The following is a 20051-nucleotide window of genomic DNA, read 5'->3' as shown; positions in this document are numbered from 1 at the left end:
TGCTACGCATATTTATGAATGTATTAACAGGCTTAAAACAGGTAATACATATTCATCTTAAAATAGAGAGGGACTTGTATGATAAAAAAGCCGTGTTTACGATGTTTCCGGTATTCTGCCTTATGCTTTTAACAGGCACGGGCGTTAAGGCCGAAGAAACCATAACATTAACCACTTATTATCCCGCCCCTTACGGCGAATACGACTCGCTTTCAGTAGGAAGCGACTACACGGCTTCAACTACAGACGGAACGCTTACTGTTGAAGGCCGTATCGGTATCGGGACAGCAAGCCCTAACGCGAAGCTTGAGATTGTGCCTGATACGGCCATAGTGCCGGGAATGTTCTATGAGGCCATACGGTTAAGCCATGGGACAGGTACAGCTATAAACTTTCCCGATTTAAATATGCTATTAGGATCATGTTCAGTGGGACCAATAGGCTTATATTGGTATGATACCTCAACAGCAACAGTACTAATGCTTTTAAATCGTACCACTCTTATAAGAAATGGAAATATGCAGGTAACCGGCACACTAACAAAAACCGCCGGTTCTTTTTTGATTGACCATCCATTAGATCCGGAAAACAAAATATTACGGCATAGTTTTGTTGAATCGCCGGACATGAAAAATATCTATGACGGCACAATTACCCTTGATAAAAACGGCGAAGCGGTTGTAATACTGCCGGATTATTTTGAGGCATTAAATAAAGACTTTCGCTATCAATTAACAGCCATGGGAGCGCCAGCGCCAAGCCTGCATATAAAAGACGGGGTAAAGAATAATTCTTTCACCATAGCCGGAGGAAGGCCAAACCAACAGATATCATGGCAGATAACAGGCACGCGCTGTGACAGATATGCCGTTAAAAATCCAATTATAGTAGAAGAGGTAAAAGGCGAGGGAAATGATTATAAAAAAGGCGAATTTTTGTATAACGAAAAATCTTCTTAAAATATTTCACCTTTAAAATAATAGTTTTTAATATAACAAAACGCCCGCAGTTAGGGCAAAATACCTTACAATATGCGCGAACCATTATTCCATAAACCAAAAAAATTACTGACAAAAAGCCAGGCAAGGGCGATTGATAAAAAAACCATTAATACTTACGGCATACCTGCCGCCATACTTATGGAAAACGCGGGCGTGGCAATTGCCGCGGCAGTTTTTGATATTATCCAAAAATCAGATAAAAATAAAGGTGCTGTATCTGTTTGTATATTTTGCGGCAAAGGCAATAATGGCGGCGACGGACTGGTATGCGCCAGGTATCTTTTAAGCGCGGGTTACGATGTTAACATATATCTTATGTGCCAAAAAGCGCAGGTTCGCGGTATTTCATATTTTAATCTGCTTGCCCTGAAACGGATAAACCGGAACATACATGAGATTTTAACGAGCCGCGATATTAATACCTTGAAAAAACCCGCTCATTCGGATATAATCATTGATGCCGTATTCGGGACGGGTTTTAACGGCAAGGCAGAAGGCATTTACAAAGATGTCATAACCCTTATCAATAAGAGCCCGGCATACACTATATCCGCGGACATCCCTTCGGGCCTGGATGCTGATTCAGGCAAAAAGCGCGCGGAAGCGGTAAAAGCCGATATGACCGTGACGATGGGTTTGGCGAAAAAAGGTTTTTATCAAAACGACGGGCCCGGCCTTTGCGGCGATATCAGGATAGCGGATATAGGCTTAAGGCCATGAAATCCGGATAATTTTTATGCGTGAAATTGAAGTTTCACAGCCTTCAGAGGACGAAATACAAAAACTTGACATAGGTAAATGGAGCCCATGGGAATGCCAGCCTTCCCAATTCCAGAGAACATACGATAAAGAGGAATGGTTTTTTTTAATAGAGGGTAAGGCCGTAATAAGAACCGAAAAAGGCGGGGAAATAATCATCACAAAAGGCGACCTGGTAAAATTACCTAAAGGCATAGTATGCGCCTGGCAGGTAGTGGAAAGCATCCGCAAGGTCTATACCTTTAAATAAAAATAGCGGAATAATTTTCCTTCTCAAGGGTTATATCTATAAATAACCTTCGGGAGGAAATATGAAAACGCTATACGAATGCCAGATATGCAAAAATATTGTCCAGGGCCCGCTGGCGGAATGGTGTCCAAAATGCGCGGGGCACAGGGTAATATTTAAACGCATAATCCTGGACGATGATTTAGCCATGCCGGCCGCACAAGGGTGGGGCAAGTCCGGTTCTATCGCGCACGATACCCTCAAAAACAGATAAGGAGCATGTTTTATGAAAACTGTATGCGGCTTGTTTTGCGCCTTGGTAATGTTATTGTCTATTATCGCGCCATGCGCCTGCGCTGATAATGCGAGTTTAAACATAAAAATCAGCGAGGCGGATGACCTGATACGCGAGATAATGCAAATGCCCGAACAGAGTATACCGTCAGATCTTTTATCAAAAGCCGAAGGCATAGTAATATTTCCGTCAGTCCTTAAGGGCGGATTTATATTCGGCGCAAGATATGGAACGGGAGTAGCCCTTCACAGGGACAAAAATACGCGTAAATGGAGCGCGCCGTGTTTTTACAGGATAGCGGGGGGCAGTTGGGGCCTCCAGATCGGCGGACAAATAATTGACCTGGTATTGGTCATAACAAATGAACGCGGTATGAAGGGCTTATTGCAAAATAATTTTACCCTTGGAGGTGACGCCGCGGTTTCAGCAGGCCCCGTCGGACGCAATGCCGAGGCAAGCACAGACCTGTTTCTTAAAGCCGGTATCCTGTCTTATTCAAGAAGCAAGGGGCTTTTCGCGGGTATTGCCCTTGACGGCGCTGTTCTCTCACCGATAGCGGACGCCAATGAAAACTATTACAAGCAATCACTTACCTCATATGATATTCTTATGGCAAATAAGGTCCAGCCTACGGCTGAAGGCCGCGCGCTGATTACGACCATTGAGAAATATACCAAATAATATCATTATAGCGTAACCAAAAAACCAAAAGTTTTATCTAAACGCGTTTTTTACAGTCTTAAAAACTCTGACCCTGCCGCGAGGCAGGACTAGAGTTTTCTACCGGCAGGATGAAACATGAAAGATAAAAAAGAAAAAAGAAGAATAATTTTAAAAAAACTCCAGCATGATATGGAAAAAGACAAGGCCAAGCCTCATAGGCTGTCTAAGTGGCTAAAGGTGATGGAATCAAAAAAAATGCTCTTTGCTCTTGAAGACGAGATTGACAGGCTTATCAAGGAATTAGAGAGCAAGAAGTAGCCATTGTCAATATGAAAAATAACAGCGGGGCCGCGCTTATCGTAAAAAAGCTAAAGGCTTTTTTTCCAAAAAACAAGACATCGCTCATCTACCGCAGGCCGTTTGAACTTTTGGTCGCAACGATCTTATCAGCCCAGTCAACAGACCAAACAGCAAACAGGGTTTCTACAAAAATATTTAAAAAATACAAAGGCATTAGGGATATTGCCAAGGCAAACCTGCGCGAATTTCAAAAAGACATATATCAATCGGGATTTTACAGGCAAAAGGCGCGCAACATAATAGCGTCGGCAAAACTCATACTAAAGAATTTTAAAGGCCGTGTGCCACGGACAATGGATGAACTTATCACCCTGCCGGGGGTCGGCCGCAAGACAGCCAATATCATACTCTCAAGCGCCTTTAATGTCCGCGAGGGTATCGCGGTTGACACTCACGTAAAACGAATTTCGCGCCGTTTGGGGCTAAGCTCCAACACAGACCCTGTAAAAATAGAACAAGACCTTATGCGCGTCCTGCCGCGGCGATACTGGCTTGAATTCAACTATCTTTTGGTAAATTTCGGCCGCGCGGTATGCAGGGCAAAGCGCCCTTTGTGCGTAAAATGCCCTGTAAAAAGCCTGTGCCTGGAAAAAAATTCATGAAATACCCGGCAATGTTTTTCAAAAATCTTGACGGCTGTATCCAATGCCGTCTCTGCGCCCATTATTGCAGGATAAAACCCGGCGCGTTCGGAATATGCGGACAGAGAAAAAATACAGACGGCAGGCTTTTCACATTTGCTTATGGCGAAGCGGCGGCGGCGAATATAGACCCGGTTGAGAAAAAACCGCTTTATCATTTCTTACCTAAAACAATGACATTCTCCATTGCCGCGTACGGGTGTAATTTTAAATGCATGTTCTGTCAAAACTGGCAAATATCCCAGCAAACGGCCCGATACCCTAAAGCGCCGGCAAGCCTTGCCCCTTACGAGATAGTAAAAGCGGCAAAAGAGTCCGCCTGCGCGTCCATTTCTTACACATATACGGAACCTACGGTATTCTTTGAATACTCTTATGAGACAGCCAAACTGGCAAAGCAAGAGGGCCTGTATAACATATACGTTACCAACGGATATATGAGCAAAGAGGCCCTTGATACCATAAGCCCCTATCTTGACGCCGCGAATATTGATCTGAAATCTTTTAATGAAAATTTTTACCGAAACCTTTGCGGGGCGAGCCTCAAACCCGTGCTTGACACCATAGAGAGGATGAAGGCTAAAGGCATATGGATAGAAATAACAACCCTTCTTATCCCCGGTAAAAACGATTCTTACGATGAACTGCGCGATATGGCCTCTTTTTTAGCCGGCATTGATAAAAACATGCCCTGGCACATAAGCAGGTTTCATCCCGATTACAAAATGCTTGATGATGTTATTACACCTGTAGAGATAATGGAAGAGGCAAGGCTAATAGGCGCGGGGCAGGGCCTTAAAAATATTTATCTTGGCAATGTGTGATAATGGCAGGCGCCGCCAAAACACGTAAAAGTAATTTTTTTGCAGCATTATGCCGGCTGATTTTTTAATTAAGGTTGACAAAACTCTGATTTTCTATAGAATATAATTTCACAATTAAACACGGATTATTAATGGACATTATGGATAGATGGGAAAAAGCCCTTAAAAAAACCGAGATAGTAAGGCCGAGGATACAGCCGCTTCTTACCTTCGCGACCACTGAAATGCCTTATATATTTCTGGCTGAATCAGCGGTCAACATAGGTGATACCGTGGTAAGAAAAGGCAAGGTCTATGCCGAAAAACCCGCCATAATACTTCCGGGCAATATGCCGTATTTTGAAGGCTTCAAGTTTGAAGAAGAAATGGACACCACGGAATCTATGGTCACAAACTTTCTGTTCATAAGAGGCATACGCTTTCCGTCATACAAATATAACAATACGGTCCAGTCTCTGGACGTGATGGAAGCAAGCCTCAAAAAGGCCGAGGATAAATTCAGGCAAAAATTACAGAAAAGAGAAGACGTGCATACCGGCCTTATTATGGGGCCCGAGGATTGCTGGCAATTCTCCGTTCTTATTTACATCTGCAATATGGCCGCGCGGTCGGCAGACAGAGACATCAAAAACATATTAGACGATATTGACAGAAAAAGAAGGTCATCATAAGGCGCATACCATGCAGACATTTAAGGCGATAAAGAAAAGAAGAAGCGTCAGGGAATACGCCAAAAAGGCCGTCCCCCGCGGGCTTTTAAAAAAGCTTGTTGACGCGGCCAGGTTCGCGCCCACTGCCAGAGGCGTTGAGCCGTGGGACTTTGTGATAATCCAACAGCAAAAAACACTTGATGAAATATCACGGCTCGCGCCAAACGGAGCATTTATCAAAAACGCCGCCGCCGCTATTGTAGTATTTTCGCAAGACACCAAATACTATATTGAAGACTGCTCCGCCGCCAGTGAGAATATACTGCTTATGGCATCTGATTCCGGCATAGGGGCCTGCTGGATAGCCGGAGATAAAAAAGACTATGCCGCTGTTATTGAACGCCTCTTGAACTGCCCAAAAGGCCATAAACTGGTAAGCATCATATCGCTGGGTATTCCGTCCAAAAAACAAGCCCCGGGCAAAAAGAAAAGAGCCCTTGACAGCGTTATCCATTGGGAAACGTTTTAATGGACACGGACAATTATGCCGCGTATCTGGAATTGAAAGAAAAAGAACATGAATCGTTATGCTTAAGGTGCGGCAGATGCTGCGGCATACCGGATGATCCGTGCGCGCACCTTGAAAAAATTGGCGAAAGTGTTTACGCGTGCAATACATACGCGAACAGGCTGGGCAGGCGCAAAACAATATCCGGAAAAGAGTTTACTTGCGTGCATATTAAAGAACTTATAAAAAAAGACGCTCTGCCCGAAAACTGCGCGTATTTGGAGAGAAGACAATGAGTTTACTCGCGGTAATATCTCTAATCGCCGGCATAATGCTTCCTTTCTGGAATATACCGCTTATCGCGCGCGTCATAAAAAGAAAGTCCGCGGAAGATATCAGCCTGTTATGGGGCGCGGGGGTATGGACATCATTACTGCTTATGCTCCCGCACGGACTTGTCACGGATGAAATAGTTTTGCGTTCTTTTACCATATCAAATTTTATATTGTTTACAATAACGTTTGCTATCGTGTTAATATACCGCAATCCGCGCCGAGGACGCGAAAAGAATGATTAAACTGATATTATTATCCGTCCTTTTGATTGCTCTGTTTCCTGCCGTGTCAGGCGCCGTGACATCGGGCTCGCAAGAAACATGGGAATCAATGCTTACAGGCATCAGGCGATACAGTTCTGACAGAAAGCTCAATGAAGAGTATGAGCAGTTGGTTAAGGACCATCCGACGGCATTGGTAAACGGTAAGGTCCATACAGGCGACGGGCTGTATATGGACATGGACATAACCGTATATAATTACCCCGGCGGGGCCAAGATGACACAGCTTGCGCCTGACACCATAGTTGTCCTGACCGGCCAGAAGCGGGAATTTGAAGCAAGCCTCTGGAAAGAGATAAAGTTTCTTTACACATCCCGCTACACGGAAACAGCCGTAGGAATTGAAAAGGCGTGGATTCCGGACTCGTGCCTGAAACATGAAAACAACGGGCCCCGCTGATGAAAACCGTAATCCTGGCATCAGGTTCAAAGAGGCGGTCTCAAATACTTTTTTCCTGCGGGATACGGCACAAAATTCATATTACCAATGCCGAAGAGGCCCATTGTCAAAACCGCCCGTTACGATGGAATGTGACGGAAAACGCCCGTAGAAAAGCCCTTGCCTGCGCTAAAATACACAAAAATAATATCATTATCGCGGCAGATACCCTTGTCATGTCGGGCAAAAAGCTCATAGGCAAGCCGGAGGGCAAAGAAGAGGCAAAAAAACTTTTCCGTGATTTCAGCGGTAAGAAACTGGCCATCTGCTCCGGAGTCTGCGTTTTGGATACGCCTTCCGGTAAAAAAGCGTGCGGGGCAGAAACAAGTTATTTATACGCCCAAAAGCTCCGGCAAGAAGAGCTTGTCAGGTATTTTAACGCCTTAAAACCATATGACAAGGCTGGAGGATTTTCAATAGAAGGCATAGGATCAATACTTTATGACGATATCAGGGGTTCGTATTTCAATATTTTAGGCCTGCCTATGGGGCTCTTGAACAAACTTTTTGAAAAGATAGGGCTTAATATTCTTGATTTCTGTAAAGCGCGCGGGCGCGGACTTCATTCATAGGCATGCCAGGCCCGCGTTTGTTCGCGGTTTAAAATAATTCATAACCGGCTGATTTAACTTTAATGTCAGCCGGTTTTTTAATATAATAATTCCGGAGGTGGTATTTATGACGGGTGATAAGAAACCAAAATTGCTTATGCTTTATGCCTCGGCAGGGGCAGGCCACATGCAGGCGGCAAAGGCCTTAAAAGCCGTATGCCTGGAAAACGGTTATACCGGCGCGGAGGCCATAGATATACTTGACTATACTCCGTCGTATTTTAAAAAATTCTATAAAGGCAGTTATCTTCAGATAGTAAAAAGAATACCGGAATTGTGGGGCTATCTTTATGACCGTTCTTATAAATTCAAAACGCCTACTATAACAACCCGCCTGCACCATGCTGTCGGCAATATGCATCTTGCCCCTTTGTTAAAATACGTAAAAGAGTTCAAGCCAGACGGTATCATATTCACGCATTTTTTGGGATGGGACGCGCTCGGAAGTTTAAAAAGCCTGAAACTGTTTGATATACCGTTTTTCTGCGTGGTAACCGATTTCGCCGTGCACGCCCTATGGATCAATAAACATGTTTATAAATACTACGTGGCAAGCGAGGGCGAAAAGAGGCTGTTAAGACTGCATAATATCGCGGAAAATAATATACTGATATCGGGCATACCTGTCAGCCCTTTGTTCGCGGCTGATTATAATAAGCAGGTCCTGCGCGAAAAATTGGGCATTGACCAGGAGGCGCCCTGCGCGCTTATGATAAGCGGCAGATATAACCTGCGCGGCTATGAACAACTGCTGGAATCTTTTAAGGATGTGGACGACTATTGCCATATAATAGTCCTGGCGGGAAAAAATAAATTACTTGAGCTTAAGATGAAACAAATTGCCAAGGGCTTAAAAAACAAAAAAATTTCCGTCTTCGGCATAGTTGACAATATGCATGAATTCATGGCAGCCTCTGATATCGTGATATCTAAGCCCGGCGGGCTTACCACATCCGAGGTTTTGGCAAGCAAGACTTTAATGGCTGTCATAGACCCTATACCCGGACAGGAACAAAGAAACTCCGATTATCTGCTTGAATCAGGCGTGGCCATAAGAATACACGATATGGAAACAGGCGGCAAAAAAATTGCCGACCTGCTCACCAATAAAAGAAGGCTGGCAATAATGCGCGGGCATTTAGAATACGTATCCAAACCCAGGGCGGCCTATGACATCATTAAAGACATAACCGCGGAGCTTGCCCTGCGATGAAGGCATTTTTCGCCATATGCGCGATTATCACAGCCCTTGCCATAGCTTTAGGCATTTATGCCTATGCCGAAAGGCAAAAATTGCTTAATGCCGGCCTGGACAGGATAATACGCGCGTCCATACCCAGCTATGCCCGGATACAGGAATTAAGCCTTGATATGCCAAATCGCTTGATTACTGCTAAAGGCCTTACGGTAGCCAATCCTTACGGGTTTAAAAACGATATTTTTCTACAGATAGAAAACATCAGTTTATCCTATGAGCAGACCGACAGCCGGAATATATTGAGCGGCATCACGCTAAAAAACATTAAGGCCTCGGGCGTAAAGGTGTTTCTTGAGAAAAACAGCTTAGGCCTGTTCAACGCCGCAAAAATGGAGGCTGTTTTAAATAGCAAAAACCACGGCAAGAGTGCCGTCGGAATATGGGCAAATATAACCGCCCGCGCGGCGGGCTTTTTTGCGCCTAAGATTGACATAAATCAGCTTTTGCGCCTGGAACCCGTCTTTGACATAGATAATGGCGCCGTTTTCTTTAACGATTATTTTATTGACAGCGAAGGCTATAGGGCCAGCGTGGAAAAGATAAGCGCGAAGGCAAGCGCGGTTTTAAAACGCGGGGGGCGTGATATAAGCTCAATTAATTTTGACGGGTCAGGCATTATAAACAACGAGCCGGGCCGGATACTATCGCTGTCGGCAATGTATGATTTTTCCAAATCTCATCCGGTATTAAACAATAATATAAATATAAAAAATGCCGATATAAAATCGTTCGGCCCTTATTATGATGAATTTTCTCCGTTCATATTTCACGCCGGCACAGTAAGCGGCAGGCTTGTGATCAATATTGATAATGAGCTCATAGATTCTTCAAATGAACTGGTATTTTCAAACCTTGAATTGGAAAATAAAAAAAACCACGGCTTCAACAGATTCTGGCCGTCCGGGGCGGATGACCTGTATAGTTATTTTTCTTCGGAACAAGGCGATATCCTTTTTGACTTTAAGGTAAAAGGCGCTATTGATAAGCCTGAATTTTACTTAGGCCCAAAAACAAAGCAGGCCCTGGCATACATGGTCATAGACAAAATAGCGGGCGTTATTTCGGGAAAGGACGAGGAGGCGGAAGGAGAACAGCCGAAGGAAGATGAATCCGTCTTGAGCCGTGTAATTAACGCCATAAAAGGCCTTTAACTTTTCGCGGGCGTTAATCAAGCGCGGGGCAGTTGTTTCGGCCGCATTAATTCGGGGGAATTAAATGAATCCGGTATTGGCAATCGGCATTATTGTTGTCGTCGGTTTTATTTGCGGCGAGCTGGCACAAAAGGCAGGCCTTCCAAGGGTCACGGGTTTTATATTGGCGGGCATATTGTTAAACCCGGACATAATGAAGTTTATGCCCCACGCGGCCGCGAAGGCGACTAATCTCGTCATAAACCTCGCTTTATGCTTCATAACGTTTTCCATCGGCGGGACACTGTCCCTGGCAAACCTTAAAAAGCTCGGAAAGGGCATACTCTGGATAACGATACTTGAAGCGCAGTTCGCTTTCCTTTTTGTCACATTCGGTTTCCTCGCGCTGACGCAATTGTTTTTAAAAGGGCCCGGCATAGGCTGGTTTAATACATATATACCTTTCAGCATACTGATAGGGTGTATAGCTTCGCCGACTGATCCTACGCCAGCGCTTGCCATAACGCATGAATACAATGCCAAAGGCGATGTTACGTCAACAATACTCGGCGTATCAGCACTGGATGACGCGGTCGGCATCATGAATTTCTGCATAGCCATGGTATTGGCAGGCACTTTTGCCATGCACACAAACTTCAGCCTGTATCAATCCATAGCGGTTCCTGCCGGCATAATCGCGGGTTCTGCGGGATTCGGAATACTCTTCGGGCTTTTTCTCAATGCCATATCCATATTCCTTGAGAAAAGGCCTGACGGCACTCTTATCGCCGCCCTTTTGGGCCTGTTAACGCTGTGCTTCGGGATCACGGAGTCATTAAAGCTTGACGCTTTGCTGGCAACAATGGTCATGGGAGTTGTCGCGGTGAATCTTAACCCGATACAGCAAAAGATATTCAAGGTCCTTGAGCAAAGCACGGAAGAGCTCATATTCCTGATGTTTTTCGTGGTAAGCGGCATGCAGTTGAACTTTTCCGTAATACCAACGGCCATGGTGCTGATAATATTTTTTGTCGCGTTCAGGATAATGGGAAAAACCGCCGGCACGCTTTGCGGAGCGGCCGCGGCCAAGGCAGGAACTAACGTAAAAAAATACACATCGGCAGGACTAATACCTTACGGCGGCATTGTAGTGGGCCTGGGGCTTTTAATGAAACAAGAACCGGCTTTTTCCGGATTCGCGGACATCATAATAGCCGTGGTAATCGGCGGCACCATACTCTCGGAAATAATCGGTTCAATTTTCGTCAAATTGTCACTTAAGGCGGCCGGGGAGATATCCTGATAATGGACAACTTCAGATACTGTTCTCCGACAACGGTATATTTCGGAAAAGGTCAGATAGAATCGCTTTCGCGCGAAATCATAAACAGGGGTTTTCGCAATGTCCTTATCGTAACGGGCAAGGCAAGCGCGAAAAAATACACCGCGTTTAAGGACGTCGTTTCGCAGATAAATAAAACCGGCATCCGTTATTCTGAACTTTCCGGCATAAGGCCAAACCCAAGGATAAAAACGGTCTATGAAGGCATACGGATATGCAGGCGTGATAACATAGACCTTGTCCTGGGCGTGGGAGGGGGCAGTGTAATTGACGCCTCAAAAACAATAGCGGCAGGGGCTGTCTATGACGGTGATTGCTGGGATTTTTTTGATAAATTGGCCCTGCCGCAAAAAACGCTTCCCACAGGCTGTGTCCTGACCCTCGCGGCCACGGGCACGGAAACAAACGGCAACGCGGTGATTACGCATGAAGAACGTCAGAAAAAATTGGCGCTATGCGCTGACATACTGCGCCCGGTATTCGCGATATTAGACCCTGTCTATACTTTTACGGTGGATGAATTTAATACTGCCGCCGGCATTGTTGACATTATGGCCCACGTTTTTGAGCAGTATTTCAGCCGCACCCCGGCATGCGACGTCCAGGACAGGCTCTGCGAAGGCATACTTAATGTGTGCATAAAATACGCTCCGGTAGTCATTAAAGAAAAACAAAACTACGATGCCAGGGCGAATATCATGTGGGCGGGAACACTGGCATTAAACGGCCTTCTCGGCGCCGGCAGGATAACAGACTGGTCGTCTCACGGCATAGAGCATGAGATAAGCGCTGTTTATGATATCAGCCATGGCGCGGGGCTGTCCGTCATAGTGCCAAACTGGATGCGGCACGTGCTTAGCAAGGAAACAGCCTGCAGGTTTGCCGATTACGGACGGAATATCTGGTCTGCTGAAACACGAAACAGCTTACCGGAGATAGCCAACTATGCCATTGATAGAACAAGAGAGTTTTTCAATTCGCTTGGCATGCCGTCTAATCTTCGGCAGATGGGTATTGATGAACGCGGACTTGAAGAAATGGCAAAGAACATAGCGGGTAGAAACGCTCATTTGGGTTCATTTGTGCCATTGGATCAAGACGATATATTATCCATACTCAAGACATCGCTATAAAAGCATTGCGTTCATTTTTTTTCATCAACATTGCTGATGGCGCTTGACAGACTACCGGCTTAGGGGTAAAATTACATTAAGGATCATTTACATAAATGCTTGTCCGCTGATGGCGCGGCCGTGACGCAAAACGATGAAACGACTGTTTTTGGCTCAAACTCTGGTAAGAATACCAAAATAAAAAATTTTTGGGAAAAACTGTTTTTTTTGTTGACAGAACCACTTCAATACAGTAAAATGATAATGAAAGTAAATAAGGCAGTAGAAATGTTTGTAGCCGCAAGGTAAAGAAACAGTTCGCCTTGCGGATTTTTAGTCTGTGCCATTATTTACTAGCATTAAATTCTTATGAAAGGAGGTTAGTGAGTAATGGCAAAAGGCAAAGTTAAATGGTTTAATAACCAAAAAGGCTATGGTTTCATTACTCCTGAAGACGGTAAGGACGTATTCGTTCATTACAGCGCTCTTCAGGGTGAGGGATACAAGTCGCTTGAAGAAGGCCAGGATGTTGAGTTTGAAATAGAACAAGGCCCAAAAGGCGAACAAGCCAAGAATGTGGTAAAGATATAACCGGGTAAAGTATTTCCGGTTTTGTAAAGACGGTTGCGCGGTTCAGGATACCCTGGACTAAACAGCCGTCTTTATTTTTTTGCTTGAAAGCGGGCCGTAATAGCGGTATATTATCAGGAAACACGAAGCAAATAAACGGAGGCAATATGTTCAGAGACAAGATAAAGGTGCTTGACTGCACTATCCGCGACGGCGGGCTCATCAATAACCACAATTTCAGCATAGATTTCGTAAAAAAAATCTACCACGCCCTTTCCGCGGCGGGCATTGATTACGTTGAACTTGGATACAAAAACTCAAGGAGGCTGTTTCCCGGTAATGAATACGGGTTATGGAAGTTCTGCGAGGATGAAATAATAGAACAGGTCATAGGCCTCGCGGGCAAAGGCTCAAAGATATCTGTCATGGTTGACGTCGGCAGGGTGGACCTTGATGATGTCAAGCCAAAAGACAAGAGCCCCGTTGACATGATACGCGTTGCCTGTTATGTAAAAGACATTGATAAGGCCATATTCATGGTCAACCATTTCGCCCAGAAAGGGTATGAAACCACTTTTAACATAATGGCCATATCCAGGGACCAGGGGGCGGCCCTGGATGAGGCGCTGGACCAGATTGAAGCTGAATCAAGCGCCGACGCGGTTTATATCGTTGACAGCTTCGGCGCGCTTTACCAGGAATCCACCGAAGACCTTGTAAAAAAATTTAAGGCACGGCTGAAAACCAAAGAAATCGGATTCCACGGGCATAACAACCAACAGCTTGCCTTTGCCAATACCATAGAGGCCATTATACATGATGCCAATTTCATGGATGCTACAATATACGGCATCGGAAGGGCCGCCGGCAACTGTCCGCTTGAATTGCTTGTGGGATTTCTGAAAAATCCCAAGTTTGACATCAGGCCGGTGCTTGACATAATATCCGAAGAATTCATCGCTCTCAAAAACACAATAGAGTGGGGCTATATTATCCCATATGCCATCGCCGGCATGTTTAACGAACACCCCAAGGCGGCTATGGCATTCAGGAAAACGCCCGAAAAAGACAATTACAGAAAATTTTACGAAGCGGTAAGAGACACGGCCGCTGATTAACACAAGGCCACATGGATATCGCGGTTTTTAAAAAATACCCTCTTTTGGGCATACTTCGGGGCATACATTACAGCGCGGTTGAACCGGTAATTGAGGCATCGGCCGCGGCGGGATTGCGGGCCATTGAAATTACAATGAACACGGCCGACGCGCCTCTTTTGATAAAGCACGCCCGCGATAAAGCCCGCGGCAGGTTATTTGTCGGAGCAGGAACGGTCCTGGATACGGGCGCGTTAAACGAGGCGGTGAAGGCGGGGGCAGAGTTCATAGTATCGCCATGCCTTATAAATGAGGTTTGCGATTATTGCGCCAAAAATTCAATACCTCATTTCCCGGGAGCGCTGACTCCCGCGGAGGTTTATGGCGCCTACAAGTCGGGATGCGCCATGGTAAAGGTCTTTCCCGCGAGAACCGTGGGCGCGGCATATTTTAATGACCTCAAAGGCCCTTTTAACCATATTGAACTGCTCGCCTGCGGCGGCATTAATAAAGATAATATAAAGCAGTATTTCGCCAGCGGGGCCTCCGCGGCTGCCTTCGGAGAAAGCATCTTCAAAAAAGACCTGATTGCCGCGGGTGATTTTAAAAAAATATTCTTGATGATAGAAGAACTATTCCGCGCGATAAAAGATTAGGCAAAACGGGCAAACCGCTCTTTTAGAGGTTGTTATGATAATCAGGATTATCGGATGGGCATGGCTTCTCTTAGGCATTGCGCTGTTTTTATTTCCGCAAATTTTACGCTGGCGTATCCAAAAAAAGAGCAAAAGAATAATAAGAAATTATCTGTTTGCCTTTACGGCTGTTTTGATAGCGGTATTCATAAAAATATGGTTAAAGGCTGACGGGGTATGGATTAAATTCATAATAATTATCTGCGTTCTCCTGATAGTTAAGCTTGCCTTTTTTGTAAAATCTAAATTTTCACAAAAGATATCCGGATTTATCCGAAAACAACCGGTTCTTTTTTTTAGGCTTATGGCGCTTGCGCAATCAGCCTGCGGGTTTTTTATGATACTTTACGCGTCATGATCCGTCGTCCTAAACAAAGGGCCCATATGAACGCCTACGAGGCTATATTAAACAGAAGGTCAATACGCAGTTTTGGCAATAAGCCGGTCGGCATAAAAAACCTGCGGCGCATGGTAAATGCCGCGAGACTGGCGCCAAGCGCGGGTAATATGCAAATACTGGAATTTATCATTGTCACATCGGCATCCTTGCGCGAAAAAATATTCAAACACCTGCAATGGGCAGGATATCTTAGCCCAAGGCTAAACCCCGGTCAAAAAGACAAGCCTAAAGCATACATCATAATACTCGTTAATTTATCCAAATTAGCCTTACCCGGCGCCAAAAACCTTGCGCCTGACCTGCGTGATATAGGAGCCGCGGCGGAAAATATCATGCTGACAGCGCAGGCGGATAATATAGCCAGCTGTTGGCTGGGAGCTATTGATAAAGAAAAATTAAGGCGCCTGTTCAAACTGCCCGGAGGCATAAACCTTGATTCTGTTATAGCCCTGGGCCAGGCCAATATGCCTTCAAAGCCGGTAAGATTCAACGGCTGTGTTAAATATTTTCTTGATAATAATAATGTCTTAAATGTCCCCAAAAGAAGCCTTAACAGCATAACACATTTAAATGGCTTTAAAGCGAAAACCTGAATTAACGGTAAATCATGAGAAAAAAAATCCAGTCAATAAAACCAAAAAGGGTGGAACTTTCAGCGCCCGCGGGCAACTGGTGCTGTCTTAGAACAGCCGTCACAGCCGGAGCTGACAGTGTTTATTTTGGGGTTAAAGGACTGAATATGAGGCAGGGGGCTGATAATTTTGATATACTTGAACTCAATAAGGTGATGGATTTTTTGCGTTCCAAAGATAAAAAAGGCTATCTTGCCCTTAATACAATAATTTTTGACCGTGAGATGGAGAAAGCCGAAAAGATCCTCATCCAGGCGAAAAAATGCGGTGTCCATGCCGTTATATGCTGGGACATGTCGCTTATTCCGATAGCAAATAACATAGGCCTTGACATACATCTGTCTACGCAGGCAGGCATTGCCAATAAAAACGCCCTGCGATACTATGCCCTGGCGGGCGCTAAACGAGTTGTCCTCGCAAGAGAGTGCGGCCTTGACAGCATAAGGGAGAGCGCTGATTTTATGGAAAAAGAGAAAATACCATGCCAAATAGAGGTATTCATACACGGCGCCATGTGTGTAAGCGTATCGGGCAGGTGTTTTTTGTCGGATGAAGCGTTCAAAAAATCGGCCAACAGAGGCCAATGCCTACAACCCTGCAGGCGCATGTTCTTTATCCAGGACATTGACAATGAAAGCAGTTACAGGATAGGCCCTGATTATCTGCTAAGCCCCAAGGACCTGTGCGTTATGCCTTTTTTTGAAAAAATGATGGAATCAGGAGCGGATGTATTCAAGATAGAAGGCAGAAACCGTTCTCCGGAATACGTCAAGGAGACAACTCTTTGCTATCGCGAGGCAATGGAGGCATATTATGGGCACCGGCTGGATGACGGATTGAAAGAAACACTTCTTAAACGCCTTAACTCAACATATAACAGAGGCCTGGACGCGGGGTTTTATCTTGGCAAACCCCGGGGATTGAACAATGGCCCGCGTAAAAGCAGTGAAAAGATATACGCCGGCAGGGTAATGCGTTTTTTTCCAAAGATAAGCGTAGCTGATGTCTTGATAGAAAAAGGCCCCCTTATAATCGGAGACAGGATACTGATATCGGGCAAACATACGCCCGCCGAATATTGCCTGATAGAAGAGATGCAGTCGGAAAAAAAGCCCCTGCATACAGCGTTAACAGGCCTGCGTGTGGGCATAAAGGTCCCCTTCAAAGCGCATAAAAATGATAAAGTATTTTCCATCAAAAGCCTTTAACTTAAAACACACAAGTATATAACCCGGCAAATACCCTTGACAATCCGCATACAATAATGTAAGCTGATATTCCATTTAATAAAAAAGGAGGAAAAAATGCCGTATGACAGCAGTTTAGACCAGCAGTTATTCACAAAATCATGCGAAACAGACAATGGCAGGTTAAGCGTAAGCGTTTATTCTTACAACAATGGGCCGAAAAAAATACAGATCTCAAGAGAGTCCAGGGACCAGCAGGATAATTTAAAATTCGCCAAATTAGGCAGAGTGTCAAAATCCGAGATGCAGTGCCTTTTGCCCATTATACAAGAAGCCCTTTCCAATATGGACTAAACTAAAACAGCCGGTAAGGCGCCGGCAGGTTGGCCATAATTCGTCAAAAAAACACAGGCGCGCGATAGACAAGGCAGGCAAATGGCCCGCAATAAAACATTTCTATACGGTAAAAATTCAGTTTATGAACGTTTGAGGGTCAATCCCAAATCCATTAAAGGCGTGTATGTGCAGGACAATTTTAATGGCCCTCATATAATCCAGCTTTTGAAGGCAAACGGGATACCTTACAGGGTAGTCCGTGAAAAAGAGCTTTCAAGGATAAAACACGCGGACAGACTGCAGGGAATTGTCGCCGAAGTGCCGGGTTTTGAATACACCCCCCTTGAGGCTATCGTAAACCCGGATAATCCCGTCAGGCCGTGTATATTATTCTTAGACGATATAAATGATCCCCATAACCTTGGCTCTATTTTAAGGATTACCGCCTGCCTTGGCGGTTTTGCCGTTGTCATTCCAGCTCATTCAAGCTGTCAGGTAAACGACACGGTTATACATGTCGCCTCGGGAGGAGAAAATTTCACGCCTGTGGCTGTCGTAAGCAATCTGTTCAATGCTATCACGAAAGCTAAATCAGCCGGTTATTGGATGGCGGCGGCGGTTGTAGAGGGCGGCCACGACATCACGAATTTCACGTTTCCCGTTCCGTTCGCGCTTGTGCTCGGTTCCGAAGGCAAAGGAATAAAACAGGCCATATTAAAACACATTGACCTGCTCATCACGCTAAACATGAAGGGCGAACCCCTTTCGCTTAATGTGGCCATGGCAAGCGCCATATTCTGCCACGAGATCTCTAAACAGGCGGCAGGCTCAAAATGACCCTGTCTTTGAAAAGAGGTCTCATAATAAAAACCTCATTAATCATTATACTCCTGGCATCCATATCAGCGGTATCTCTTCATTTCTTCAGGGAGTATAAAATAGAGAGGGGGCGGTGGTTACAGCTTGAAAAATCCATATTTGAAAAAAGTGAAAATTTCCGCGGACAGGCATGCATTGTTATAAAAGACTATAACCGGGGCTGGCAGATTAAGAGAAACCCCGAGATAAAAATTGCCGCCGCCAGTATTGTAAAAATCCCCATTATGGCGGCCATATTGTCCTGCCAGCAGGAAAAAGGTTTTTCATTATGCGATAAGGTAAAACTTAAAAGAAGCGATATAACAGGCGGTTCCGGCATCTTAAAAAATCAGCGTCCGGGAAAGGAATTCAGCGTAAAGGAACTTATAGAGATGATGGTCTCTATAAGTGATAATACCGCGACAAATATCCTGATAAAGCTTCTTGGTTTTGACTTTCTCAACTCATGGATGAAAGAGGCCGGATTAAAAAATACGAATATATCCAGATTGATGATGGATATGGCGTTAAGGGATAAGGGTATTGAAAATTATACTACGGCAGGCGATATCGCCTTAATGCTTGACAAAATATACCTAAACCGCCTCTCTGACAAGGATGCCTCTCTTGAATGCCTGCGCATATTAAAAACGCAAAAAACCCGCAACAGGATACCGGCAAAACTGCCCAAAGGCACGGTAGTAGCGCACAAGACAGGCCTTGAAAACGGCGTCTGCCATGACGCCGGTATAGTATTTACGGAAAAAGGCAATTTTCTCATATGTGTCCTTACCGGACACAAAAACAGAGATTCTTATAAATCACGAAAATTCATAGCGGCCCTGGCAGAGATGGTATACAAATATTATATGCCATAAAAAAACCGGGCAGGTAACTGCCATTTATATTACGCTTATGACGGAATTTTCTTGTAAATCGCGGAATACGAGGGTAAAATATCTTATAAAATTAAACCAAGGAGGGTGTATGTTTAAAAAAACCTTTGCTGTCGTTTGTATGCTGTTGTTCGGCATGGCTTCCTATGCCTTATCACAGAACGATTATACGAGCGAACTGGAGGCGGCAAAAAAAGAACTTGCCGAGCTTGAAGAAAAAATAACGGTATATAAGGAGAGGATCAAAGCGCTAACAAAGGAATTCAATGAAGCGGATATATCATTAAGGCAGGATCTTATATTATGCAAATCTCACATGGATGAAAAGACGTTTATCCGCGAGTCCAAAAGAAGGCAATCACAGTTAAAACAGGATTTCCACGTCAAATACGCGCCTGTCAGGCAGGAATACAATGGATTTAAAGAATCACACAAAAAATGCTCTAGATCCATAAAGGCCCTGAATAAAAGAATAGACCGCCTTGCCGGTGACCCCGGATACGAAGCATATAATGAAGAGATAAACGTATGCAGGGCGGATGTGCAGGCGGCGAAAGATAAATTGCACGCCGGTATTGCCGCGATATATGAAGACGCAAACAGCCAGATAGAACAGATTACCGATATGGCCAATAAAAGCAAATTAAAAAACCAGATACTCTCCGACGCCCAAGTCAAAGAACACGCGTTGAGAATGGAGTATCAGAAGGAAAAACAGGCTATTGAGGCCCGCATAGAACAGATAAGATCAAGCTACAAAAAAAGCAGGGCGGAATTCAGGATGAATCAACCACAAGAGGCGCCTTATGCCCCAGAAGAGGGCTGTGTTGAAGCCAAAAAGGCTGAACGCGCGAATAAAAAACCTTGCGCCAAAAAACAACCATGCTCTAATTTCTCGCCCGCCAATAATTAAACTGGTATTATTTATAGGCAAATTTATGA

28 protein-coding genes are annotated in these 20051 nt (G+C 44.8%); all 28 read left to right on the top strand.

All coding sequences use genetic code 11. The features are described from left to right. Nucleotides 1-14: 14 nt before the first annotated feature. The 28 genes from PHV77_02050 (at nucleotide 15) to PHV77_01915 (ending at nucleotide 20022) form a co-directional block, all read left to right on the top strand. Nucleotides 15-959 carry a hypothetical protein gene (locus PHV77_02050; GenBank protein MDD5504079.1) on the top strand — a complete coding sequence of 315 codons (945 nt, stop codon included), beginning with the start codon at nucleotides 15-17 and terminating at the stop codon, nucleotides 957-959. 72 nt (nucleotides 960-1031) lie between these two features. Next, complete coding sequence (locus PHV77_02045; GenBank protein ID MDD5504078.1) at nucleotides 1032-1721, top strand: NAD(P)H-hydrate epimerase; 690 nt, start codon at nucleotides 1032-1034, stop codon at nucleotides 1719-1721. 16 nt (nucleotides 1722-1737) lie between these two features. Further along, nucleotides 1738-2010 (top strand): cupin domain-containing protein, encoded by a 273-nt coding sequence (locus PHV77_02040; protein MDD5504077.1) that lies wholly within the window; start codon nucleotides 1738-1740, stop codon nucleotides 2008-2010. 61 nt (nucleotides 2011-2071) lie between these two features. After that, nucleotides 2072-2263 (top strand): hypothetical protein, encoded by a 192-nt coding sequence (locus PHV77_02035; GenBank protein MDD5504076.1) that lies wholly within the window; start codon nucleotides 2072-2074, stop codon nucleotides 2261-2263. A gap of 12 nt (nucleotides 2264-2275) precedes the next feature. Continuing rightward, a complete protein-coding gene (locus PHV77_02030) occupies nucleotides 2276-2965 on the top strand; it encodes a lipid-binding SYLF domain-containing protein (protein ID MDD5504075.1) in 690 nt (229 codons plus the stop codon). Between the two features lie 117 nt (nucleotides 2966-3082). Continuing rightward, the gene (locus tag PHV77_02025) at nucleotides 3083-3265 is read left to right on the top strand and encodes a hypothetical protein (protein ID MDD5504074.1); all 183 of its coding nucleotides are present in this window, start codon (nucleotides 3083-3085) and stop codon (nucleotides 3263-3265) included. Between the two features lie 11 nt (nucleotides 3266-3276). Continuing rightward, nucleotides 3277-3909 carry an endonuclease III gene (nth, locus tag PHV77_02020; GenBank protein MDD5504073.1) on the top strand — a complete coding sequence of 211 codons (633 nt, stop codon included), beginning with the start codon at nucleotides 3277-3279 and terminating at the stop codon, nucleotides 3907-3909. An 11-nt stretch (nucleotides 3910-3920) separates the two neighbouring features. Further along, on the top strand, nucleotides 3921-4772 hold the full coding sequence (gene amrS, locus PHV77_02015) for an AmmeMemoRadiSam system radical SAM enzyme (protein ID MDD5504072.1): 852 nt from the start codon (nucleotides 3921-3923) through the stop codon (nucleotides 4770-4772). Between the two features lie 140 nt (nucleotides 4773-4912). Continuing rightward, nucleotides 4913-5443, top strand: a complete 531-nt coding sequence (locus tag PHV77_02010; protein MDD5504071.1) for a hypothetical protein — start codon at nucleotides 4913-4915, stop codon at nucleotides 5441-5443. Between the two features lie 10 nt (nucleotides 5444-5453). Beyond that, complete coding sequence (locus PHV77_02005) at nucleotides 5454-5951, top strand: nitroreductase family protein (protein ID MDD5504070.1); 498 nt, start codon at nucleotides 5454-5456, stop codon at nucleotides 5949-5951. After that, a complete protein-coding gene (locus PHV77_02000; protein MDD5504069.1) occupies nucleotides 5951-6226 on the top strand; it encodes a hypothetical protein in 276 nt (91 codons plus the stop codon). The genes PHV77_02005 and PHV77_02000 overlap by 1 nt, the downstream gene beginning before the upstream one ends. Beyond that, nucleotides 6223-6507, top strand: coding sequence for a hypothetical protein (locus tag PHV77_01995; protein ID MDD5504068.1), 285 nt, complete (start codon nucleotides 6223-6225; stop codon nucleotides 6505-6507). The genes PHV77_02000 and PHV77_01995 overlap by 4 nt, the downstream gene beginning before the upstream one ends. After that, nucleotides 6500-6946, top strand: coding sequence for a hypothetical protein (locus PHV77_01990; protein ID MDD5504067.1), 447 nt, complete (start codon nucleotides 6500-6502; stop codon nucleotides 6944-6946). Before PHV77_01995 ends, PHV77_01990 begins: the two co-directional genes overlap by 8 nt. Further along, nucleotides 6946-7557 (top strand): Maf family protein, encoded by a 612-nt coding sequence (locus tag PHV77_01985; protein MDD5504066.1) that lies wholly within the window; start codon nucleotides 6946-6948, stop codon nucleotides 7555-7557. Before PHV77_01990 ends, PHV77_01985 begins: the two co-directional genes overlap by 1 nt. Before the next feature lie 106 nt (nucleotides 7558-7663). Then, nucleotides 7664-8809 carry a glycosyltransferase gene (locus PHV77_01980; GenBank protein ID MDD5504065.1) on the top strand — a complete coding sequence of 382 codons (1146 nt, stop codon included), beginning with the start codon at nucleotides 7664-7666 and terminating at the stop codon, nucleotides 8807-8809. After that, on the top strand, nucleotides 8806-10005 hold the full coding sequence (locus PHV77_01975) for a DUF748 domain-containing protein (GenBank protein MDD5504064.1): 1200 nt from the start codon (nucleotides 8806-8808) through the stop codon (nucleotides 10003-10005). Before PHV77_01980 ends, PHV77_01975 begins: the two co-directional genes overlap by 4 nt. A 64-nt stretch (nucleotides 10006-10069) precedes the next feature. Further along, a complete protein-coding gene (locus tag PHV77_01970) occupies nucleotides 10070-11287 on the top strand; it encodes a cation:proton antiporter (protein MDD5504063.1) in 1218 nt (405 codons plus the stop codon). Nucleotides 11288-11289: 2 nt separating this feature from the next. After that, nucleotides 11290-12459: an iron-containing alcohol dehydrogenase gene (locus tag PHV77_01965; GenBank protein ID MDD5504062.1), complete on the top strand. Its 1170-nt coding sequence runs from the start codon at nucleotides 11290-11292 to the stop codon at nucleotides 12457-12459. Nucleotides 12460-12828: 369 nt separating this feature from the next. After that, nucleotides 12829-13029 carry a cold-shock protein gene (locus tag PHV77_01960; GenBank protein MDD5504061.1) on the top strand — a complete coding sequence of 67 codons (201 nt, stop codon included), beginning with the start codon at nucleotides 12829-12831 and terminating at the stop codon, nucleotides 13027-13029. A gap of 146 nt (nucleotides 13030-13175) precedes the next feature. Beyond that, complete coding sequence (locus tag PHV77_01955; GenBank protein MDD5504060.1) at nucleotides 13176-14126, top strand: aldolase catalytic domain-containing protein; 951 nt, start codon at nucleotides 13176-13178, stop codon at nucleotides 14124-14126. 11 nt (nucleotides 14127-14137) lie between these two features. Then, entirely contained in the window at nucleotides 14138-14761 is a 624-nt protein-coding gene (locus tag PHV77_01950) for a bifunctional 4-hydroxy-2-oxoglutarate aldolase/2-dehydro-3-deoxy-phosphogluconate aldolase (GenBank protein MDD5504059.1), read from the top strand. Between the two features lie 34 nt (nucleotides 14762-14795). Next, complete coding sequence (locus PHV77_01945) at nucleotides 14796-15158, top strand: hypothetical protein (GenBank protein MDD5504058.1); 363 nt, start codon at nucleotides 14796-14798, stop codon at nucleotides 15156-15158. 26 nt (nucleotides 15159-15184) lie between these two features. Continuing rightward, complete coding sequence (locus tag PHV77_01940; GenBank protein MDD5504057.1) at nucleotides 15185-15793, top strand: nitroreductase family protein; 609 nt, start codon at nucleotides 15185-15187, stop codon at nucleotides 15791-15793. Nucleotides 15794-15807: 14 nt separating this feature from the next. Next, nucleotides 15808-17040: a U32 family peptidase gene (locus PHV77_01935; protein ID MDD5504056.1), complete on the top strand. Its 1233-nt coding sequence runs from the start codon at nucleotides 15808-15810 to the stop codon at nucleotides 17038-17040. Between the two features lie 96 nt (nucleotides 17041-17136). Further along, on the top strand, nucleotides 17137-17373 hold the full coding sequence (locus PHV77_01930) for a hypothetical protein (GenBank protein MDD5504055.1): 237 nt from the start codon (nucleotides 17137-17139) through the stop codon (nucleotides 17371-17373). 81 nt (nucleotides 17374-17454) lie between these two features. Continuing rightward, nucleotides 17455-18192, top strand: coding sequence for an RNA methyltransferase (locus PHV77_01925; GenBank protein ID MDD5504054.1), 738 nt, complete (start codon nucleotides 17455-17457; stop codon nucleotides 18190-18192). Further along, complete coding sequence (locus PHV77_01920) at nucleotides 18189-19091, top strand: class A beta-lactamase-related serine hydrolase (GenBank protein ID MDD5504053.1); 903 nt, start codon at nucleotides 18189-18191, stop codon at nucleotides 19089-19091. The genes PHV77_01925 and PHV77_01920 overlap by 4 nt, the downstream gene beginning before the upstream one ends. A gap of 109 nt (nucleotides 19092-19200) precedes the next feature. Beyond that, nucleotides 19201-20022 carry a hypothetical protein gene (locus PHV77_01915; protein MDD5504052.1) on the top strand — a complete coding sequence of 274 codons (822 nt, stop codon included), beginning with the start codon at nucleotides 19201-19203 and terminating at the stop codon, nucleotides 20020-20022. Nucleotides 20023-20051: the final 29 nt, after the last annotated feature.

Source organism: Candidatus Omnitrophota bacterium, from assembly GCA_028716165.1.
GTDB lineage: Bacteria > Omnitrophota > Gorgyraeia > JABMRG01 > JABMRG01 > JAQUQI01.
This window is presented reverse-complemented; position numbering and strand designations above follow the sequence as displayed.